16 protein-coding genes, 1 tRNA gene and 1 pseudogene are annotated in these 17,597 nt (G+C 42.5%); 2 read left to right on the top strand and 16 right to left on the bottom strand.

Features of this window, described 5'->3' with window-relative positions; all coding sequences use genetic code 11:
- Positions 1-11: 11 nt before the first annotated feature.
- The 10 genes from ACAW68_09875 to ACAW68_09920 all read right to left on the bottom strand — a co-directional run bounded on the left by ACAW68_09875 (position 12) and on the right by ACAW68_09920 (position 8,982).
- Positions 12-1,040, bottom strand: coding sequence for an L-threonylcarbamoyladenylate synthase (locus tag ACAW68_09875; protein ID XGA15753.1), 1,029 nt, complete (start codon positions 1,038-1,040; stop codon positions 12-14).
- Between the two features lies 1 nt (position 1,041).
- Positions 1,042-1,905 (bottom strand): peptide chain release factor N(5)-glutamine methyltransferase, encoded by an 864-nt coding sequence (gene prmC / locus ACAW68_09880; protein XGA15754.1) that lies wholly within the window; start codon positions 1,903-1,905, stop codon positions 1,042-1,044.
- A gap of 6 nt (positions 1,906-1,911) precedes the next feature.
- Positions 1,912-2,997: a peptide chain release factor 1 gene (gene prfA, locus ACAW68_09885; protein XGA15755.1), complete on the bottom strand. Its 1,086-nt coding sequence runs from the start codon at positions 2,995-2,997 to the stop codon at positions 1,912-1,914.
- A 31-nt stretch (positions 2,998-3,028) separates the two neighbouring features.
- Complete coding sequence (locus tag ACAW68_09890; protein ID XGA15756.1) at positions 3,029-3,628, bottom strand: thymidine kinase; 600 nt, start codon at positions 3,626-3,628, stop codon at positions 3,029-3,031.
- A 120-nt stretch (positions 3,629-3,748) separates the two neighbouring features.
- Positions 3,749-4,063 (bottom strand): hypothetical protein, encoded by a 315-nt coding sequence (locus ACAW68_09895; protein XGA15757.1) that lies wholly within the window; start codon positions 4,061-4,063, stop codon positions 3,749-3,751.
- A 36-nt stretch (positions 4,064-4,099) separates the two neighbouring features.
- Positions 4,100-4,858 carry a hypothetical protein gene (locus ACAW68_09900; protein ID XGA15758.1) on the bottom strand — a complete coding sequence of 253 codons (759 nt, stop codon included), beginning with the start codon at positions 4,856-4,858 and terminating at the stop codon, positions 4,100-4,102.
- Between the two features lie 139 nt (positions 4,859-4,997).
- Positions 4,998-5,708: a type 1 glutamine amidotransferase gene (locus ACAW68_09905; GenBank protein XGA15759.1), complete on the bottom strand. Its 711-nt coding sequence runs from the start codon at positions 5,706-5,708 to the stop codon at positions 4,998-5,000.
- 5 nt (positions 5,709-5,713) lie between these two features.
- Positions 5,714-7,066, bottom strand: coding sequence for a MurT ligase domain-containing protein (locus ACAW68_09910; protein XGA15760.1), 1,353 nt, complete (start codon positions 7,064-7,066; stop codon positions 5,714-5,716).
- Positions 7,067-7,256: 190 nt separating this feature from the next.
- Complete coding sequence (manA, locus tag ACAW68_09915; protein XGA15761.1) at positions 7,257-8,222, bottom strand: mannose-6-phosphate isomerase, class I; 966 nt, start codon at positions 8,220-8,222, stop codon at positions 7,257-7,259.
- Positions 8,223-8,259: 37 nt separating this feature from the next.
- Positions 8,260-8,982, bottom strand: coding sequence for a MucBP domain-containing protein (locus ACAW68_09920; GenBank protein ID XGA15762.1), 723 nt, complete (start codon positions 8,980-8,982; stop codon positions 8,260-8,262).
- 201 nt (positions 8,983-9,183) lie between these two features.
- Between ACAW68_09920 and ACAW68_09925 the strand changes: the two genes are divergently transcribed.
- A tRNA-Asn gene (locus ACAW68_09925) sits at positions 9,184-9,255 on the top strand.
- Positions 9,256-10,091: 836 nt separating this feature from the next.
- On the opposite strand, the gene ACAW68_09930 is transcribed toward ACAW68_09925, so the two are convergent.
- Both ACAW68_09930 and ACAW68_09935 read right to left on the bottom strand, forming a co-directional pair.
- Positions 10,092-10,406, bottom strand: a complete 315-nt coding sequence (locus tag ACAW68_09930; GenBank protein ID XGA15763.1) for a hypothetical protein — start codon at positions 10,404-10,406, stop codon at positions 10,092-10,094.
- A 322-nt stretch (positions 10,407-10,728) separates the two neighbouring features.
- Positions 10,729-11,474: pseudogene (locus tag ACAW68_09935) on the bottom strand (tyrosine-protein phosphatase).
- Positions 11,475-11,581: 107 nt separating this feature from the next.
- Here ACAW68_09935 and ACAW68_09940 point away from each other — a divergent pair.
- Entirely contained in the window at positions 11,582-12,469 is an 888-nt protein-coding gene (locus ACAW68_09940; GenBank protein XGA17028.1) for an LCP family protein, read from the top strand.
- Positions 12,470-13,064: 595 nt separating this feature from the next.
- On the opposite strand, the gene ACAW68_09945 is transcribed toward ACAW68_09940, so the two are convergent.
- Genes ACAW68_09945 through ACAW68_09960 form a run of 4 tightly spaced genes read right to left on the bottom strand, consistent with a single transcriptional unit; the run spans position 13,065 to position 17,588 of the window.
- On the bottom strand, positions 13,065-14,060 hold the full coding sequence (locus tag ACAW68_09945; GenBank protein ID XGA15764.1) for a DUF6625 family protein: 996 nt from the start codon (positions 14,058-14,060) through the stop codon (positions 13,065-13,067).
- Positions 14,061-14,065: 5 nt separating this feature from the next.
- On the bottom strand, positions 14,066-15,034 hold the full coding sequence (locus ACAW68_09950; protein ID XGA15765.1) for a capsular polysaccharide synthesis protein: 969 nt from the start codon (positions 15,032-15,034) through the stop codon (positions 14,066-14,068).
- 9 nt (positions 15,035-15,043) lie between these two features.
- Positions 15,044-16,126 carry a glycosyltransferase family 4 protein gene (locus tag ACAW68_09955; protein XGA15766.1) on the bottom strand — a complete coding sequence of 361 codons (1,083 nt, stop codon included), beginning with the start codon at positions 16,124-16,126 and terminating at the stop codon, positions 15,044-15,046.
- 34 nt (positions 16,127-16,160) lie between these two features.
- Positions 16,161-17,588 (bottom strand): oligosaccharide flippase family protein, encoded by a 1,428-nt coding sequence (locus ACAW68_09960; protein ID XGA15767.1) that lies wholly within the window; start codon positions 17,586-17,588, stop codon positions 16,161-16,163.
- Positions 17,589-17,597: the final 9 nt, after the last annotated feature.

Raw genomic sequence — 17,597 nt, forward strand, 5'->3', positions numbered from 1 at the left:
TATCCCCAAAATTAATCAGCTAACAGTTCCGTTACCCAATGTCCGCCGGAAGACTTTCCAAGACGGTTATTGTAGGCACTGTTTTCTGGTGTCGATGGCATGGCAGCAACCAAAACCGTCCGCACATCCTTGCGATCATCAAAGTAACGCAAACCGGCAAACAATTTTGCTGCTGCGGTATCTCCATTATCCCCGAGAGACCACACAAAGTCCATGCCAGCCAACTGGTGTTGAATAATTAAATCATTCGTCAACATCAAGCCAACCGGTTCCAATTGTCCTTGGGCCCAAATGATGGCTTGCGTCCAGTCTTCTGGTGCCACCATGTACACATCCTTGTCAGGTGCGTAGTGGCGGTACTTCATACCTGGTGCCTTGGGTGCTTCATCAGCATCCACGTGACGAATCTCAGAATCAACCGCCACACCCAACACGTCTTCAATTTGACCAGGCGTAATCTTACCTGGACGCAAAACGGCTGGTTGATCAGTTGATAGGTCAATGACCGTTGATTCAACCCCAATCTTTGTTGCCCCATCATCCAAGATGCCGGCAATCTTACCATGCAAATCATGGTAAACGTGTTTCGCCGTGGTTGGTGATGGCTTACCTGATGTGTTAGCAGATGGCCCAACCAATGGCGCATCGGCCTCACGAATCAATGCACGCGTCAAATCGTTATCTGGCATGCGCGCTGCCACTGTGTCCAAGCCACCCGTCACCGTCGTTGACACCGTGCCAGGCTTAACTGGCAAAATCATTGTCAATGGACCAGGCCAAAAGGCGTCCATCAACTTCTTCGCCCAGTCGTTCACCTCAGCAAAGCGGTCAACTTGTTCTGGGTCGGAAACGTGCACAATCAACGGGTTGTCAGATGGACGACCCTTTGCAGCGTACACCTTACCAACAGCCGTATCGTTAAACGCATCCGCGCCCAAGCCATAGACTGTTTCAGTTGGGAATGCAACGAGTGACCCACGCTTAATGGCGCGAACCGCTGCGGGCAATTCATCAGCTGACCAAATTTTTGTCTCTGCCATGTTATGCCTCCCGTGACACTTTAATCATGCGATCATGTCCACTCATGTCTTGGCGCAATGATACTGAGACACCTGGCAACTCGCCAAAGACCGCTAGCAAAGCTGGTCCTTGTTGATAGCCGATTTCAAAGTACGCTGCTCCTTGTGGACTTAGATAATCTAGTAGTTCAGCAGCCATCTTCTTGTACAACGCCAATCCTTCGTCGTCCGCAAACAACGCCAAATCTGGTTCGTACATAATGACTGATTCATCCATCACGTCGCGCTCTTGCTCACTAATGTAAGGCGGGTTTGAAATGATGATGTCGTATTGGCCTGAAGCCGCACTAAACAAGTCACTCTCAATCAATTGCACTTGCTTGGCAAATTGCTCAGCATTTGACTTGGCAACTTCAAGGGCGTCAACTGAAATATCAGCGCCCGTCACATCCCAAGTTGGGCGTTCAGCCCCGATGGTTACCGCAATGGCACCTGAACCCGTCCCAATATCAAGGACGCGCTTAGGCTCACCACTGGCTTTGTAATCATTGAGAACCCATTCCACCAACTCTTCAGTTTCTTGACGGGGAATCAATACACGTCGATCAACGTTGAACTCGCGCCCGTAGAAAGCCGCGTGGCCCAATGCGTATTGCACCGGTTGACCACCCTTGATGGCACGCACGGCCACCATGAAACGCAAGCGCTTCTCATCTTCCAAGACGGTATTCAAGTTATTCGCCAATTGCGCATAATTCCAATCCATCATCCCAGTTAGTAGATAATCGATTTGTGCTAGTCGCTCTTCTTCATCGTGAATGTATGGCTCAAGTTGCCAATCACCCCAATCGCGAACTGCTTGAATTATCCATTGTTCATCAAACATTGTGTCTTATCCTTGCTTCAATTCTTCCAACTTGGCCGTTTGATCAGCGATAATCAAGGCGTCGATAATGTCGCCCAATTCACCGTTCATGATACGGTCCAACTTGTTCAATGACAAACCAATACGGTGGTCCGTCACACGGTTTTGTGGGTAGTTGTACGTACGGATACGCTCTGAACGATCACCAGTACCAACGGCCGTCTTACGTTGCTCAGCATACTCAGCTTCGTTTTGTGAAGCGTAGTAGTCGTAGACACGGGCCTTCAAGATTTCCATGGCCTTCGCACGGTTTTGTTGCTGTGAACGTTGGTCTTGCATGGCAACCACGATACCCGTAGGCAAGTGGGTCATACGAACGGCTGATGACGTCTTGTTAACGTGCTGTCCACCGGCGCCTGATGAACGGTAAACATCGACACGCAAATCCTTGTCTTCGATTTCAATGTCGACATCTTCGTATTCAGGCATAACACCAACCGTCGCCGTTGACGTGTGAACACGACCAGCTGATTCAGTGTCAGGCACACGTTGCACACGGTGCGCACCGTTTTCGAACTTCAACTTTGAGTAAACGTTGTCACCAGTAATCATCAAAACGATTTCCTTGTAACCACCGATTTCAGTCTTGTTCTCGTCGATGACTTCAACGTTCCAGCCTTGCTTTTCAGCGTAGCGTGAGTACATGTCGTACAAGTCACCAGCGAACAAAGCAGCTTCGTCACCACCAGCAGCACCGTGGATTTCCATGATGATGTTCTTGTCGTCGTTAGGGTCCTTAGGCAAAAGCAAGATCTTCAACTTCTCTTCGATCTCTTCCTTCTCGCCCTTCAACTCCTTCAACTCTTCCTTGGCCATCTCTTCCAATTCAGCGTCGCCAAGACCTTCGTTCAACATCTCTTCGTTACCTTCGATGCCTTCTACGACTTCCTTGTAACGCTTGAACGTCTCAACTGTTTCACGCAAGCTACCTTCTTCCTTAGAAAGCGCCATGAAACGTTGTGTATCTGAAATGACATCAGGGTCAGAAATCAATTCGCTGATTTCATCATAACGGTCAACAACCGCTTGGACCTTCTCAAAAATCTCATCCATGTTGATTCAAATTCCTTTTCTTAAATATGTATTAGTTCTTTGCCATACGACGTGCAATAGCAGCCATATCAGGGTGGTTGTAGTGGTAACGGCATACAGGCATGTAGGCTTCATCCCCACCAATTTGGACTTGAGCACCTTCATAAACTGGTTGCCCATCAGAAATACGCAAATTCATCGTTGCCTTGCGACCGCAGAATGAACAAAGCGTCTTCATTTCCTCGATCTTGTCGGCATAAATCAATAGCGCTTCTGAACCTGGGAACAAGTTATTGAAGGCATCGTTCTTCAACCCGAACGCCAGCACCGGAATGTTCAAGTCATCAACAACTTGCGTCAACTCAAGCACTTGCTCCTTGGTCATAAATTGCGCCTCGTCAATCAAGACTGCTGCGACATCGTCTTGTTGATCTTGAATCAACTTGAACAAGTCATCCGCATCGCTAATCGCTAACGCTGAACGTTGCATCCCGATACGTGACGCAATTTCACCAACCCCTGAACGGTTGTCTAAGGCACTTGTTAGTAGCAACACGTGACGTTGTTGCGTTTCATAGTTGTGAGCGACCTTCAAAATCTCAATACTTTTTCCACTCGCCATTGCACCATATCTAAAAAACAGTTGCGCCATGTGTTGCCACCTTCCTTCTGCCAAATTGAAAATTAGTTAGTTTGACACTCATTTAACAGTATAACGAAATTTCGCCTATAAAAAAAGAAGAGAACTCGCAACAGTTCCCTTCTTGAAATTTTAGTCAGCTAGATTCTTATAGTTCAAAATCTTCTTGTACATCGTCTTATACTCAGCGTTCGTCATCGTGGCCTTGTATGGTGGGATATAGAAAATCTTGGCGTGCTTATCAAGGTAGTCCATTGGGTTCGTCTTAGCAGAATCCATGGCCTTCTTCCACGTATCACGTGACACACCTTGCTTGTCGGCTTGCCAGTCGAGCACAAATGACGCCAATGCTCCGACATTGTATGTCTCAGCATATGCACCACTGTCTAGGTAAGCCAAGCGGTTTTGCTTAAACAGCGTGCGCACAGCGGCATCGTTTTGCTTCATCGTCTTCACCTTATCTGGATAACCCGCAAATAGTGATCAACGAATCTCGTAGTAGTACGCCGTTCCTTCCATACGATCGTCCTCAAAGGTTGCCTTGTAGTCCTTCTCGTAGTTTTGCTTGTAGTAACGGTACGTTGCCAATGCTTGCGCCAATGACTTTTCAGACTTATTCGTATAAGCCGCCATCAATTGTTCTTGCAATTGCAAACGAATACGACGCGCATCAGTATGCTTCATGAATTCATTTTGCTCAGCATTGTAGTGCTTCTTTGGTGAAGGCCAGCCCTCTTGTTCCGTTGCGTGGAACATTTCGTGCGCGTATGTGATGAACAAATCGTACGTTCCCAAGTGTGGGTAACGTACCAAACGCTTCGTGTCGTGCAACTCCTCATTCGTTACAGCCATGAACGCACCTGACTTGCCGTGTGCATTAAATGCCATGAACCAACCTGATATTGGTTGTGGGTCAATGTCATAGCTAAGTGCTTCCTTCTTAGTCATGTCTGACACCTTACCAGTCGGCGTGACCATCCAGAACTTCTTATCGTCCACACCATTAACGATGGCGTATTGATTAACATTCTTGTTCTTTGGCCAAAGTGATGGCGCAACTTTGTGGTATGCCTTCACTTGATTAGCAAACGTCTTGTGAACATATGTGTCGACGTCCTTATCGGCACGCGCATTCGTAATCCCAAACTCAATACCAGCTGCATGAGCATGTGAGGTCATTAGCCCCAAGCCAGCAACTGCTGCAATCGCTCCCAAAACGATTGCTGATTTCTTGAACTCCATCGTACAGTCCCACCTTCAACTTTTTGTTTTTGATTAATACAAACAGTTTACAAAAAGTTTGCAGGATTGTCTTTTAATAAGTCTGCTTAATGCCGAATAAAAAGCACCCACCATGACAGTGAGTGCTTCAATTTCTTGTTTAGAATGATTCTGGCTCGATGTTGGCCATCTTTTCTGCCCAGTTCACTTCAGGGTACTTGCGCTCCAATGCCTTTTGCAAAACGTGCAAAGCCAAGTTTCCGTTACGCGTGAAGATAGGTCCGTGGAAGTACGTACCGTAAACATTGCGGTAAACCAAACCTTCACCGCCGTCTTCACCGTTGTTTCCCTTACCTTGAAGAACCATACCCAAAGGACGCTCTCCTTCACCTAGGAACGTACGTCCTTGGTGGTTTTCGAAACCGCGGTATTCGTTACCGTTAACTTCGTCCTTGATCAACACGTTACCGATGAAACGGCTGTGTTGTTGGTTCAACGTGTAGTGATCCATAACTGAGATACCCTCAACACGCGTACCATCAGCCATCAAGAAGTAGTGACCCAACAATTGGAAGCCACCGCAAACGCCCAACAAAGGTCCATCAGATTCGATGTAACGCTTGATGGCATCTGCCTTAAACTTCAAGTCTTCCGCAACGATTTGCTCTTCGTAGTCTTGACCACCACCGAACAAAACGAAGTCGTACTTCTTATCATCAAACTCATCGCCCAATGAAATCAATTGAACATCTACGTCGACACCGATTTGTGAAGCGTAATAACGCATCGCCACGATGTTTCCATAGTCACCGTAAGTGTTCATCAAATCACCGTACAAGTGTGCGGTGTGCAAAACGTATTCTGCTGCCATGTTCCTTATTCTCCCATACCAGTCTTGATGAAGCCTTCTTGTGCCAATTGAGCACGCAATTGCAACATCGCAGTGTAGGTTGCCGCAATGTAAACACGCTCAGTAGGCATGCTGTCGATTGCTTTAACAATTTGCTTGAGGTCTTGGTAGACCGGAAGATCACCGTAACCAGCCATCTTCAAACGGACATACAAGTCCTTATAACGTTCACCACCAGTGACAATCTTTTGCATACCAGAATCTTGCAAAGACTCGAAATCAGTGTCCCAAATCCAGCTTGTGTCGATACCGTCAGCATAGTTGGCGTTCAACAAAGCAATCAATGAGAATGATTGATCATCCGTCTTCATCATGTCGATAACTTGGTTCGCACCCACTGGGTTCTTAATCAAGACAATCGTCACTTCCTTGCCGTTCACCTTAACCGCTTCTTGGCGACCAAAGATTTGGGCATTTGATTCGAAGGCGTGGTGAATTTGTTCCGTAGAAACACCTAGGTAACGACCAACGGCGTAAGCAGCCAAGGCGTTGTAGATGTTGTACATCCCACCAATTTCGATTTGGTACGTCTCACCATCGATATCAAAGTTTGAGAAACGTGGCGTCATCTCATTAACCTTTGTTACGGCATAATCCAACTCTGGACGCTTGAAATCGTCGGTAACTGAGAAGTAGTCACCTTGGTTCCCGAACGTCATAAAGTGATAGTGTAGCACCGTATCGTCAGTTGGTGACAAAATACCGTCAGTATTGTGTGGTGCCTTCATGTCACCATCAGCTGGCAAGTGGTTGAAACCAAAGTAAACCTTTGGATTTGGCAAGTTACCACGCATAAAGATTGGTGAATCTGCGTTGGCGATAACCGTTGCCTCAGGGAACAAACGAATTCCCTTCAAAATCTTGTCGTAGGTCGTGTAAATTTCACCGAATCGGTCCAATTGGTCACGGAAGATGTTTGTCAAAACAAACGCCTTAGGCTTCAATTGACGCGCAACGGCTTCCACGTTAGCTTCATCAACTTCCAAAAGTGCGATTGGGCGTTGTGACTTATCGGTCACCTTGGCCGTCAACATCGTTCCCGTGATTCCTTGCATCATGTTTGAACCTGATGGGTTCGTGATAACGTCAGGGTACTTTTCACGCAAAACGCGGGTCGTCAAAGTTGTCGTCAACGTCTTTCCGTTAGTTCCTGTGATCAAAATAACGTCGTAGTGTTCTGCCAACGTCGTCATCACTTCAGGATCAATCTTCGTTGCCAACTTTCCTGGCAATGATGTACCGCCACGACGCAAAATGTCGTGCAATACCACGTATGAACTTTTACCAACAAAAGTTGCCAATGCACTCTTAAAGCTCATGTCGTCCTCCTACTGCATCGTTAAACGATGTTTATCTGTCAAATTAACTAACTTACAGTTTACCATTGTCCCGCATAAAAAGTTAGGGTAATAGGTAAACAAACGAAACTTAATAGTACGCAATTTTGGACTTGGTTTCAATAGGTGACGCAAATAACAAAAAAGACCGGATTATTCCGGTCTCGAAAATTTATTTAGATAGCGGTCCTGGTGTAGACACAATAAGGGTCGCGTCACCTTGCAATGTCCAAGCCTCAATGTCGTTTGGCAAGATGAAACTCTTACCCTTTTCAAGGTGATAGGTCACCCCGAAAACAGTCATGTCGAGTTCACCGTCAATAACAGTTCCCAATAGATATGGATCACGTGCATCCAACGTTGCGCGTCCGTCCAACGTCCACTTGTAAACATTGAAGTATGGCGCTTCGACCAACGTCGTCACATTCAAGCCAGCATATTGGGCTGACTTGCGTTCTGGCTGCTCAGGTACAAACGGTACCGTCGTCACATTCTTCGCATCTTCCAAATGCAGCTCACGCAATTCGCCCGTCTTGGCATCAACACGGTCAAAATCGTAAACACGATACGTTACGTCTGATGATTGTTGCGTTTCAAGTGCTAGCACACCAGCCCCCAAAGCGTGGAGTGTTCCAGCTGGCACGTAAAAGAAGTCGCCCGCCTTTACTGGTACCTTGCGCAATAAGTTGTCCCAGTCACCCGTATCAACGGCAGCATCAAATTCCGCCTTTGTCTGCGCGTTGTGTCCGTAATAAATCTCAGCACCCGGCTCCGCAGCCACAATGTACCAAGATTCTGTTTTCCCCAATTCGCCAGCATGTTCCCCAGCGTAGCTATCATCTGGGTGAACCTGCACTGACAAATCCTGGTGCGCATCCAACAGCTTTACTAGCAGTGGAAACGGCTTGTCAGGATTCGTGTTGCCAAACAGTTGTGGTTCCTCACGCCACAATTCAGCCACCGTCTTCCCAGCGAATCGACCATTTTCACAGAACACATTCCCATTCTTGTGTCCCGAAATTAACCAAGCTTCACCCGTGGTCTCTGATGGAATATCAAAGCCAAAAACGTCACGTAGCGCAGTGCCACCCCACATCTTTTCGTGCAATGCTGGTTGCAAAATCAATGGTTCAGTCATAATAAATCTCCCCCGAAATGTACATGAAACTATCTATTTAATTGTTGAAGTGTAGGTAAATACCTGACAACCAACCGTGTTGTGCCACGTGGTACCAAACGACACCAGATGGATCGTCCACGCGCTCTGTGATATCCACAACAGCGCCGTGAATCACACGACCGATTTCACGTCCGTATGGTTGTGCATACACTGCCACATCCCCACCTGGCAGGTAATCAATCGTCGCACGGGCCACAAATGGCTTAGGTGCCCACGTCGTTGGTCGGTTCCATTCAGAAACCGGCTTCGTCACGCGACCGTCGGTATCGGTTAGCTTCATCGTTTGCATGTCATAAGCCACCCAACGTGAATCGGCTAGTTGATACCAGAACTTACCGTCGCGTGTCGCAACACGTTCCACGACCTTCATGTATGAATCCGCCCAAAGCTTTTGGCCCAGCGGCGTCGTTGATTCAATTTCATCAACCGGTTGCACGCTATCTAGCATGTGCAAGTACTTATCATGGATTTTTTCAGTTTCTGCAATAGCATCACGGCGGTAATAGAACGTTACCGTGTGCATCGTCTTCTCATCAAACGTTCCCGTTAGAGTTCCTTCTGATGAAACAAAGCGATATCCTGCAACATCCGCTGGATCAAGTGAGAAATGCTCCCCAACTGTCCCCTCAATCAAGCGAGATGGCGCAATAGATGCTTTTGAATCAGCATCCTTGCTGTATACCCAAACGGGCATGCCTTGTAATTCAAAGTCAGCCATCTTTGCTGCCTCCTAGTTGTAGTTTCTTATGTCTATTCTAACAGGGAAACCATGTAACCGCCTACATGACTGTCCTTGCTTAACGTTTTGTTTAGGTGTCAAAATTGTTCATAAACGAATATTAAATTATTCTCATTTAACTTGTTGACTTCTCATAAACCATCCGGTATATTATAAACATACCTTAGCAAAAGGAATAAATGCTCTGTAGTTCAGCGGTAGAATAACTCACTGTTAATGAGGAGGTCGCTGGTTCGATCCCAGCCAGAGCAGTCATAGAAAACTCGAAACCCTGTCATATCAAGGCTTAACGCCTGTATGGCGGGGTTTTTAGCACCAATTCCCCCACTTACTCCCCCTTTTTCTTGGCACTGATTTGTACCAATTGGCATCAAACTGGGGGAGTAAAAGGGGGAGTAAAATTTAATACGAGCAACCAACTCTATCCAAGCCAGTTTCTAAATATTGAAACGGCTTTTTTATTTGTTTTTTAACTCACCACATCGGGTTTATACTCGCTTAATAACGTTAAGCCTGTGTTTTTCTCACAATTAGTTGACTTTCTCAAGTGAATACTACTCACTACACAACATTAAATCAAGTTATAACAACGACCCGATTGGCAAATCACCGATAAATCTATGTTTTATCAAGTCTTTAAAAAAGAACCCCCCGCCCCTACTTCACAAAAAGAAAAGCACACACATTACTGTGTTCTTGTAGAAAAGTTGGATTTTGAAAAATTTTACATAGGGGGGGTAACTATATTTTGGACTGACATATGAGGCATCAGCATGATGTTAATAGTTAAAGAGTGCCCGTACCAGCAATTCAAAAAATAATAATAACTGCAGCGCGTTGAAGAGACGGCACTATTTGATATCCGGCTACTTCCTAAGCAACAGGGCGGGGGGATAAACGATTTTTAAATATCCATCAGCTAATTACTCGTTGAAATATAAAACGTCTCACACACGCCCCTGTGGCTTCTCAAGCAATACGTTACCCCACCACTCACAACTTGCTCTCTTACGTATATTCAAATGCTACTCCTGTTGGAAAATAATAACCGCATAGAGACAGTCATGTTCAAATAATCTACTATCCGCTTATAACTCGCTAATCATTTTTTTGATAGATTTCAATGAGTCATAATCAAATACCTGTACAGGTTGATCCATTCTTTTTATATCTATTCCTGTTGGTGGGTAACTAGTTCCTTCGGGTTTAAGTATTGCTATCCTGGATTCTCTTTGGCCTTTATATTTCAATCTCTTTCGGAATATTAAAGACACAGCATCTTCATCTCTAAACGGTTCATCTGTATATTCTATAGGTCCGCTATATGCCTTGTCGTCATAGTTGTCTTGCTCTGAAAGAAAATTCGTTACACTTCTTTTTAATGAACTCAGTTCAATAAGCATGAATGGTCTCCCGTTAGCTATATCACTAACATCTTCGATAAATTCAATACTTATATGTCCGTCTTCATCAAAATCAGTATCTTAATTTAAAATTACAAACGAACTGATGTAACATAATTCTGGATTACTCAGTCTCTTTGTTACACTAGCTGTTTGGTAATCAATTTCAACTTGCTTTCCTGTTTCGGGAATTCTCATGAGCAGGACTTCTTTTTTTCTATCAAACAACTCTATAGCTTTACCTTCTAGTAAATCTGCCTGAGCTTCTGTTAAGCCTTCAAGTTCACATGTAAACTTATACGCTAGAGTCGTTGCCCATTTTTTAATATGCTGAAAAGAAACGCTTTTTCTTAATTGGTGTTTGGTGCTGACGAGATAAACGCTCACCGTTGACCAACGCCTTGGCGTTATCATCAAATTGCTTTGCTGAATCAGAGCCATATGCTGCTTTTAGTTTATCGAATGCAGCTGTCATTTTATATTTGCGACCTGGAATATGGTGTGCATCTGATGCAAACAAGTGTGCCAACCCATTAGCGATAATATCTTCACTAAAGGCCGTCACCGCTTTACCAAATGTACCAACATATGAACTAGCGGTCACTTGTGCATATGCCCCCCGTGACACCATGTCATACAACAATTGTGGTTCCTTCATTAGGCGCGTGTTGCGTTCTGGGTGCACAATGATTGGTACCAAACCGCGTTGTTGTATTTGGAACAACATATCCATCGTAAATGCTGGTACATCATCTGATGGAAATTCAATTAATATGTAGGTTCCCTGCTCATCCGTTGTGAGAATGTCCCCGTCATCCAACGCTGACAACAAGCCACCATTGATGCGAACTTCTTGAGACGGGAAAACCGCCAATGGAATATTCGCATTGTTCAATTCAGTTTGAAAATCAGCCGTTAACTTAATCACGTCTGATGCATGATTTACATAACTTCCGTTCATGTGGTGTGGCGTCATAAGCGCGTGCGTCACGCCATCTGCAACGAAACGTCAAGGCTCTCTGACCCATCGTCAATACCGGGTAATAAGTGGGTGTGAATATCAATCATGTCCGTCTCCTTAAACCTTTTCTCTTTCTGTAACTATACCCTAATTATTCATGGATTGTTATATAATTATTTATGTTTTGAATACATATTAAGGAGTTTTTCCCATGATTAAAAAGGTGTTGCTTTGGATTTTGGGTATCGCTGTTACCCTGATTGTGATTGGTGGTGGCGTCGCTGCATTTGCCCTACACAACACGGCTTCGAAGATTCACTCAATGGATAGCTCATTGAGCAAGGCATCAGATACAAAGACTTCTGCTGGTAAGCCAGTTTCCTACCTCTTGTTGGGAACTGACACCGGTGCATTAGGTCGCACGGAAAAGGGTCGTACCGATACCATGATGGTAATGACGGTTAACCCTAATGCGAAGACAACGACCATGGTTTCTTTGCAACGTGATACTAAGATTACTATTGATGGTATGACTGAAAAGTTGAACGCTGCTTATGCACTTGGGGACGCCAAGCAAGCCATGACAACCGTTGAGCAATTGCTTGATATTAAGCTCGATGGGTATTTATTGGTTAATATGAAGGGGATGGAGCAATTAGTTGATGCCGTTGGTGGCGTGACTGTTAAATCTCCCCTCACCTTCTCATATGAAGAATACTCATTTACTGAAAACAAAGATGTCACAATGAACGGTACGGAAGCATTGGCCTTCTCTCGCATGCGTTATGATGATCCACGTGGTGACTACGGTCGTCAAATTCGTCAACAATTGGTAATCGAAGCCGTCATGAACAAGTTGAAGGCCGATCCAAAGTCAGCGCTGAACAACGACTTCCTTGATGCTGTTTCAGATAACGTTCGTTCAAACATTTCACTGACTTCAATGCGTAACTTGGCTACCAAGTACCGTGATGCAGGTGAAACAATCAACCGCGACCAGATGACTGGTACTGGCGTGATGATTGATGGCGTTTCTTATCAAGAGATGTCTCAAGATGAGATTACGCGTGTTCATGATGAGATTGGGGATGCGGGAAAGTAAGCATCAATAAATTCATCGCAAAATATTTTAATTGGTTGTAAGCCAGTAAACACCGCATGGGTAAAATCCGAAAATCCATCAGGTAAACTGAAATCAGAAAAAATGAGGCTGGGACAAAACTCAGCTGAATATTTTGAATAAAAGCAGGCGCAAACCCATGTATATCGGCTCTATAATTTTTGGTACTGATGACCACTCACTTACGTGATTGGTTGTCGGTACCTTTTTTTGTGACAAAATAAAAAGGACAGATTGGTGTAAAGGGCCATGGGCTGATGAAGTTCAACAAACTTGCCGTTAAAATCAAAAGCGCCAGCAGGCGAACTGATCATTTCTGATTTCAGTTTACCTGCTGGCGTTTTATTTTATACCCGTGTGGTGTTTACCGGCTTACTGAACTATAAGCAAAAGGCAGCTGATCTCAACAATGTGAAATCAGCTGCCTAAGTAAGGTTCAAAATATTAAATTTTACCGGTCATCAGTACCATTTGACTTTGAACCTTCATTTATATGCAGAATATTGTCTTCTAAACTAACACGCTATCGCCTTTAGACTTTGCCAATCACTAGCACCGTTTGATTGCATATCAAACATCAGTCATTCCTTCTGAGCTTTGAAACAAACTTACGCACTTGTTTCCCCGGCTTAGAAAATTTCATTTTCCTATACCAGTATTCATATGAAACCATCATTTTAGCCCGATGCTTCCAGACTCGTTTACGCCTAGTTTCTTCCCATGCCTTCTTATCAAATTGATCCGAAATTATTTCTTCGTCAGAATCAGTAATTAGGGATTGATAAATACTGTACTCATTAAATCGATTTACTCGCACTTTCATTTGTCTCTTCTGAAAATGCACATACAAAAACTCCCTTTTTGTTCCTTCAATTTCAGCAAGCAAACGTCCCTGTATATACCGCAAATTGGTAATCGGCTTCAAATTCCACGGTCTATCCACCATGAACAAATCATATTTTTCTGAATAAACGTCCAAATAATCAACATTGTCATAATAACTGAATCCAGCATTATATAGCTTTCGACTCAAGCCACCTCCCAAACTACCAGACCACTCATCAAAAGCGATAGCTTGGTTGAACTTTGCTACGTCTTCCCATTGGTATGTTTCGAAATCTCTCGTTTTAACTTTAAAGAGATTGTTGCCAGTATCATTGTTCTTATAAATTTGAAAATGGCCAAACGAGTACAATTTTGTATTTGCTTTCAGCAATTCATCCGTAACGAACGTTCTTATATCGCCCAATACTATATCACTGTCCATGAATCCCCAATAATCGTATCCTGTCAGCTCTTCACTAAAAAGCACACCAAACATTGGTTTATAATCGGATATTTTGTATGGATTTAGCATCTTATATTTTTTAAATACTTTGCTGACTCTGTTTCTTTTAAACTTTTCGAAAGTAGTAAAATCAACTTTGACATTTGCTGGCACATCATACTCTAACAATTCATTATCCGTGATAATCAGAAAATCAACAGAAGAATTGTGCCTCATTGATTCAATCAGCAATTTAAACGTTTGCGGTAACCGTCCAAAGTAAACAGTTAACATCATAATTTTCATTAAGTTCACTGCTCCTTCTTATTCACTAAGTATTTGGCTACTACCTTTTTAAAGGTGCTCGACTCTTTGGCCTCATCGAACCCCTTGTACGTAATCTTTTGTAACGGCATCATTTCAAAAATTGCGTTTATTTTCTCTTCTTCATAATCACTAGTCAACTCATACAGTAAAGAAAGTGGCAAACTATTAGGGACTTTCTTTACTGATTCAAGATAACCGGGATTATTTTCAAAAACCAAATGCCAAACAATGTGCAATAAGAAATAATCAGCAATTTGCCACTTGCTGTGAACTCCTGAAATGTAATCATTTACAATGTCTAAAGTCTTAATCATCGTAGGATCATTAGACCAGGCTGAAATCAACCAGCTTGATAAATATATACTATTTCCCATTCTGCCCGGTCGTAAATTTTGAAAAAAGAATAACTTACTATCATCTATAGCTTTGTAAATTTTAGTGTTCTCGATATCATCCTCGACCAGTACGGTTGAATCTAGCCAAATGCCACCATGCTTTATCAGCAGGTTCAGTCTAACAATGTCAGAGAACATAGCCAAACTAATAACGCCATTTTCTTTCTTTGTTAAAATATCTTGAGGAATAGTTATGTACTTTTCCAAATTCGAATCATTTAAAACAACAACTCGTTTTGTTCGAAAGGCTCGCTTAATGCTTCGCACTGCAGCTTGAATTGGTAAAGGCGCATCTTCTACTCTTTCCGAATTCCAATAAACCCAAACCGTATCTCCAGGTTGTCGTTCAACGGTTTCCTGGTGAGTGATAACAAGTTTGTCTTTGTAACGTCGTGCCAATTTGTTTTTTACCTGCAACATTTTTTGCATCCTTATTAACTCTAACGACGTTTTTGACGTTCCATTAACAAGCAAACCAAACCCAGCAGTTAAAAACTGTTTCATCGTATGAAACTCTTGAAACGCTCTATTAATGCTAATCCCGCTTAAATTAAGCATGACATCTCCTTATTCTGTAGCTTTATCATCGATATTAAGCGCCCGTTTGAACTTTGAAAAACTTTTTTCAATCGTGAAATTTTCCATTTCTAAAGCACCTGCTTGTGCAAGCCGTACTCGATACTGTTCATTCGAAAGAAGTGTCGTAATGTTTTCAACCATTTGATCTACTTCTCCAAATTCACCTAACAAAGCCGTTTGATTTTGTAACGCGAAGTCTTCGACTCCACCATTTTTCGTTGTAACTAACGTCGCACCAGACGCCATAGCTTCCGATGCCACCAGTCCCCATCCTTCAAGTTTACTTGTGAACAAAAAAACAGCAGCCTTGTTATATACTTTTTCACGTAACTCATTGTGATTCGCAGATTGATAATAAGTAACATCAAATGGCAGATTATCAGGCTTGGTCGGATTGCCAAACATTATAATTTCCGTATTTGGAAATTTTACGAGCACTTTTTGTAACACATCGATTCCAAACGCAGTTCCTTTAGCGGGACTTGCATGATTCAGGAGTGCAATAGCTTTTCGAGAAGCAATTGGCCTTGTAATATAAAATTCATTTACATCAACATAATTTTGAACAACCTTGACGTTGGAATCATATGTTGAAACTTGATTTGCTAACCACTTGCTAACTGCTATTTTACGAATTGGTAATTGCCAAGCTTTTCGAACAACTCTAGTGTCATAGTTAACTTTTTCATCTGCTTGGACAAAATAAAAAAACTTCTCTGGATTATTGTTCGTAAGATCCACACCCAATGCAATAGCAAAGCTAAATAAAATAACACGATCAAATCCAGAATAATCGATTTGGCTACTACGGAAAATGGTTGATATTTTTATTTTTTTATTTAACTTAAACCATGAAACATCATACTGTTTTTTAACATCTCGAATGTATCTAATCACATTTTTTACATTGACCAAGAGGTTACGCTTTCTCCCGGGAAATTGTGTGTTCGCAACAAACTTCATCTCTACGTCATGGCCATCTGCAGCCAATAAATTGGAGTATTCATATAATATTTTGCGTCCACCAGATGGCGTATCATCGTGAAATCCTACAACTACTAAAATCTTCATATATATACTTTCTCCGAACTACACGTTGATCACATCAGAATTTAAAAAAATGTATCATCTTCAAAAAATCAAATACGATCGATGCTTTGAACAAAACTAACATCATCATATAGACTATAAAACCCAGCAAAATGCCAACAAAAAGAAATACAACATTTGAGGGTATAAAAGCATGTAAGACTAGCAACGTTAAATACATTACAATGGCTGCCAAAACATACTTCCACATACCATTGAAAACATTGGCAAAATTCAATTTATTTTTTGTATAAGCTACCATAATTACCAGAATCACCAACTCAGAAAGGACTGAAGATAGCGCAGCTCCTCTAGCTCCAAAAAAAGGAATCAAAACAACATTTAGGACAAAATTAACAACAGCTCCCACGGAAACTGAGGTAGACATTTGAGTTACCATTCCAATCGGCATCATATATTGCCATCCGACCACACTGTTCAACCCAATAAACACAACCATGGTTCCTTCAATTGCCATTAAGTTTCCAACTTCTGAGAACCCCGGTCCAAAATACACCGGTGCAAATACTTTACCAAGCTCAAATAATGCAAACATAACAGGCAAACTAATGAATAATGTTAACGAAACTGACTTGTGTATGTACTTTTCTATCAACTCGAAGTTTTTATTTTTAAACTCATTCGCCACTCTCGGCAACAAGACCGCATTCATAGCAGTAACTAAGGACAGAGCTAGTCTAACGATTTGATCAGATTGCTGAAAATATCCCGCAGCTACATTCGAATCCAATACTCCTATCATTACTTTGTTCAATACTAAATAGACAGATGACGCTATACCTGGTAAAAAGTAGACCATAGATTGTTTTAAGACTGTCAGCAATCTGCCAAATTTAATCATAGGAGGACGAATAAGCCCTTTTAAAAATGGCCATAGAGTTAAATTCCCTAACGTCGTTCCGCCAACCATTATTAATGCATATAACCACAAGTCGTCATTTGATTTCACAAAAACAAAAACAGAAACTACGCTTAAGATTCGAATTATAAAACTACGAGTAACAGTGATTTTGAAATTTTCGATACCGTTAAAAAACCAGCTTATATCGAATACAACAGAAAATAGATACACTGCTTGGATTAAAAATAAGATACGCTGGCCTCTAGGGAGTAGCATTAAGACCCCTAAATAAATCAATAGCGCAACACTGACTGATATTGCTCTAACAATGAATACATCCCAAAACAATTGTGAACGCTTCTCGAATTCATCCATATAAAAAGCAATCATTCTATTCCCATATTGGGTTAAGCCTAAAACTCCGAGGATGCCAAAGTATACAACTACTGAATTCGAAAACGCGTAATCACCAACACCAGTCGGTCCAAGTACTCGTGATACATACGGCGCAGTTATCAGCGGTAAAAAAATTTGAAAAATTTGAAATGCACTATTAAACAGATAATTTTTTAGAACTTTCAATCTGAATCT

This window comes from Weissella confusa (assembly GCA_041871065.1).
Lineage (GTDB): Bacteria > Bacillota > Bacilli > Lactobacillales > Lactobacillaceae > Weissella > Weissella confusa_A.

What these genes read in the sequence shown, in the direction of transcription:
- ACAW68_09955 (XGA15766.1), bottom strand. Translation starts at nt 16,126, where the DNA reads ATGAAGATTTTAGTAGTTGTAGGATTTCACGATGATACGCCATCTGGT.
- ACAW68_09900 (XGA15758.1), bottom strand. Translation starts at nt 4,858, where the DNA reads ATGGAGTTCAAGAAATCAGCAATCGTTTTGGGAGCGATTGCAGCAGTT.
- manA (XGA15761.1), bottom strand. Translation starts at nt 8,222, where the DNA reads ATGACTGAACCATTGATTTTGCAACCAGCATTGCACGAAAAGATGTGG.
- ACAW68_09945 (XGA15764.1), bottom strand. Translation starts at nt 14,060, where the DNA reads ATGAAAATTATGATGTTAACTGTTTACTTTGGACGGTTACCGCAAACG.
- ACAW68_09930 (XGA15763.1), bottom strand. Translation starts at nt 10,406, where the DNA reads ATGCTTATTGAACTGAGTTCATTAAAAAGAAGTGTAACGAATTTTCTT.
- prfA (XGA15755.1), bottom strand. Translation starts at nt 2,997, where the DNA reads ATGGATGAGATTTTTGAGAAGGTCCAAGCGGTTGTTGACCGTTATGAT.
- ACAW68_09950 (XGA15765.1), bottom strand. Translation starts at nt 15,034, where the DNA reads ATGCTTAATTTAAGCGGGATTAGCATTAATAGAGCGTTTCAAGAGTTT.
- ACAW68_09875 (XGA15753.1), bottom strand. Translation starts at nt 1,040, where the DNA reads ATGGCAGAGACAAAAATTTGGTCAGCTGATGAATTGCCCGCAGCGGTT.
- ACAW68_09905 (XGA15759.1), bottom strand. Translation starts at nt 5,708, where the DNA reads ATGGCAGCAGAATACGTTTTGCACACCGCACACTTGTACGGTGATTTG.
- ACAW68_09890 (XGA15756.1), bottom strand. Translation starts at nt 3,628, where the DNA reads ATGGCGCAACTGTTTTTTAGATATGGTGCAATGGCGAGTGGAAAAAGT.
- ACAW68_09895 (XGA15757.1), bottom strand. Translation starts at nt 4,063, where the DNA reads ATGAAGCAAAACGATGCCGCTGTGCGCACGCTGTTTAAGCAAAACCGC.
- ACAW68_09910 (XGA15760.1), bottom strand. Translation starts at nt 7,066, where the DNA reads ATGAGCTTTAAGAGTGCATTGGCAACTTTTGTTGGTAAAAGTTCATAC.
- ACAW68_09920 (XGA15762.1), bottom strand. Translation starts at nt 8,982, where the DNA reads ATGGCTGACTTTGAATTACAAGGCATGCCCGTTTGGGTATACAGCAAG.
- prmC (XGA15754.1), bottom strand. Translation starts at nt 1,905, where the DNA reads ATGTTTGATGAACAATGGATAATTCAAGCAGTTCGCGATTGGGGTGAT.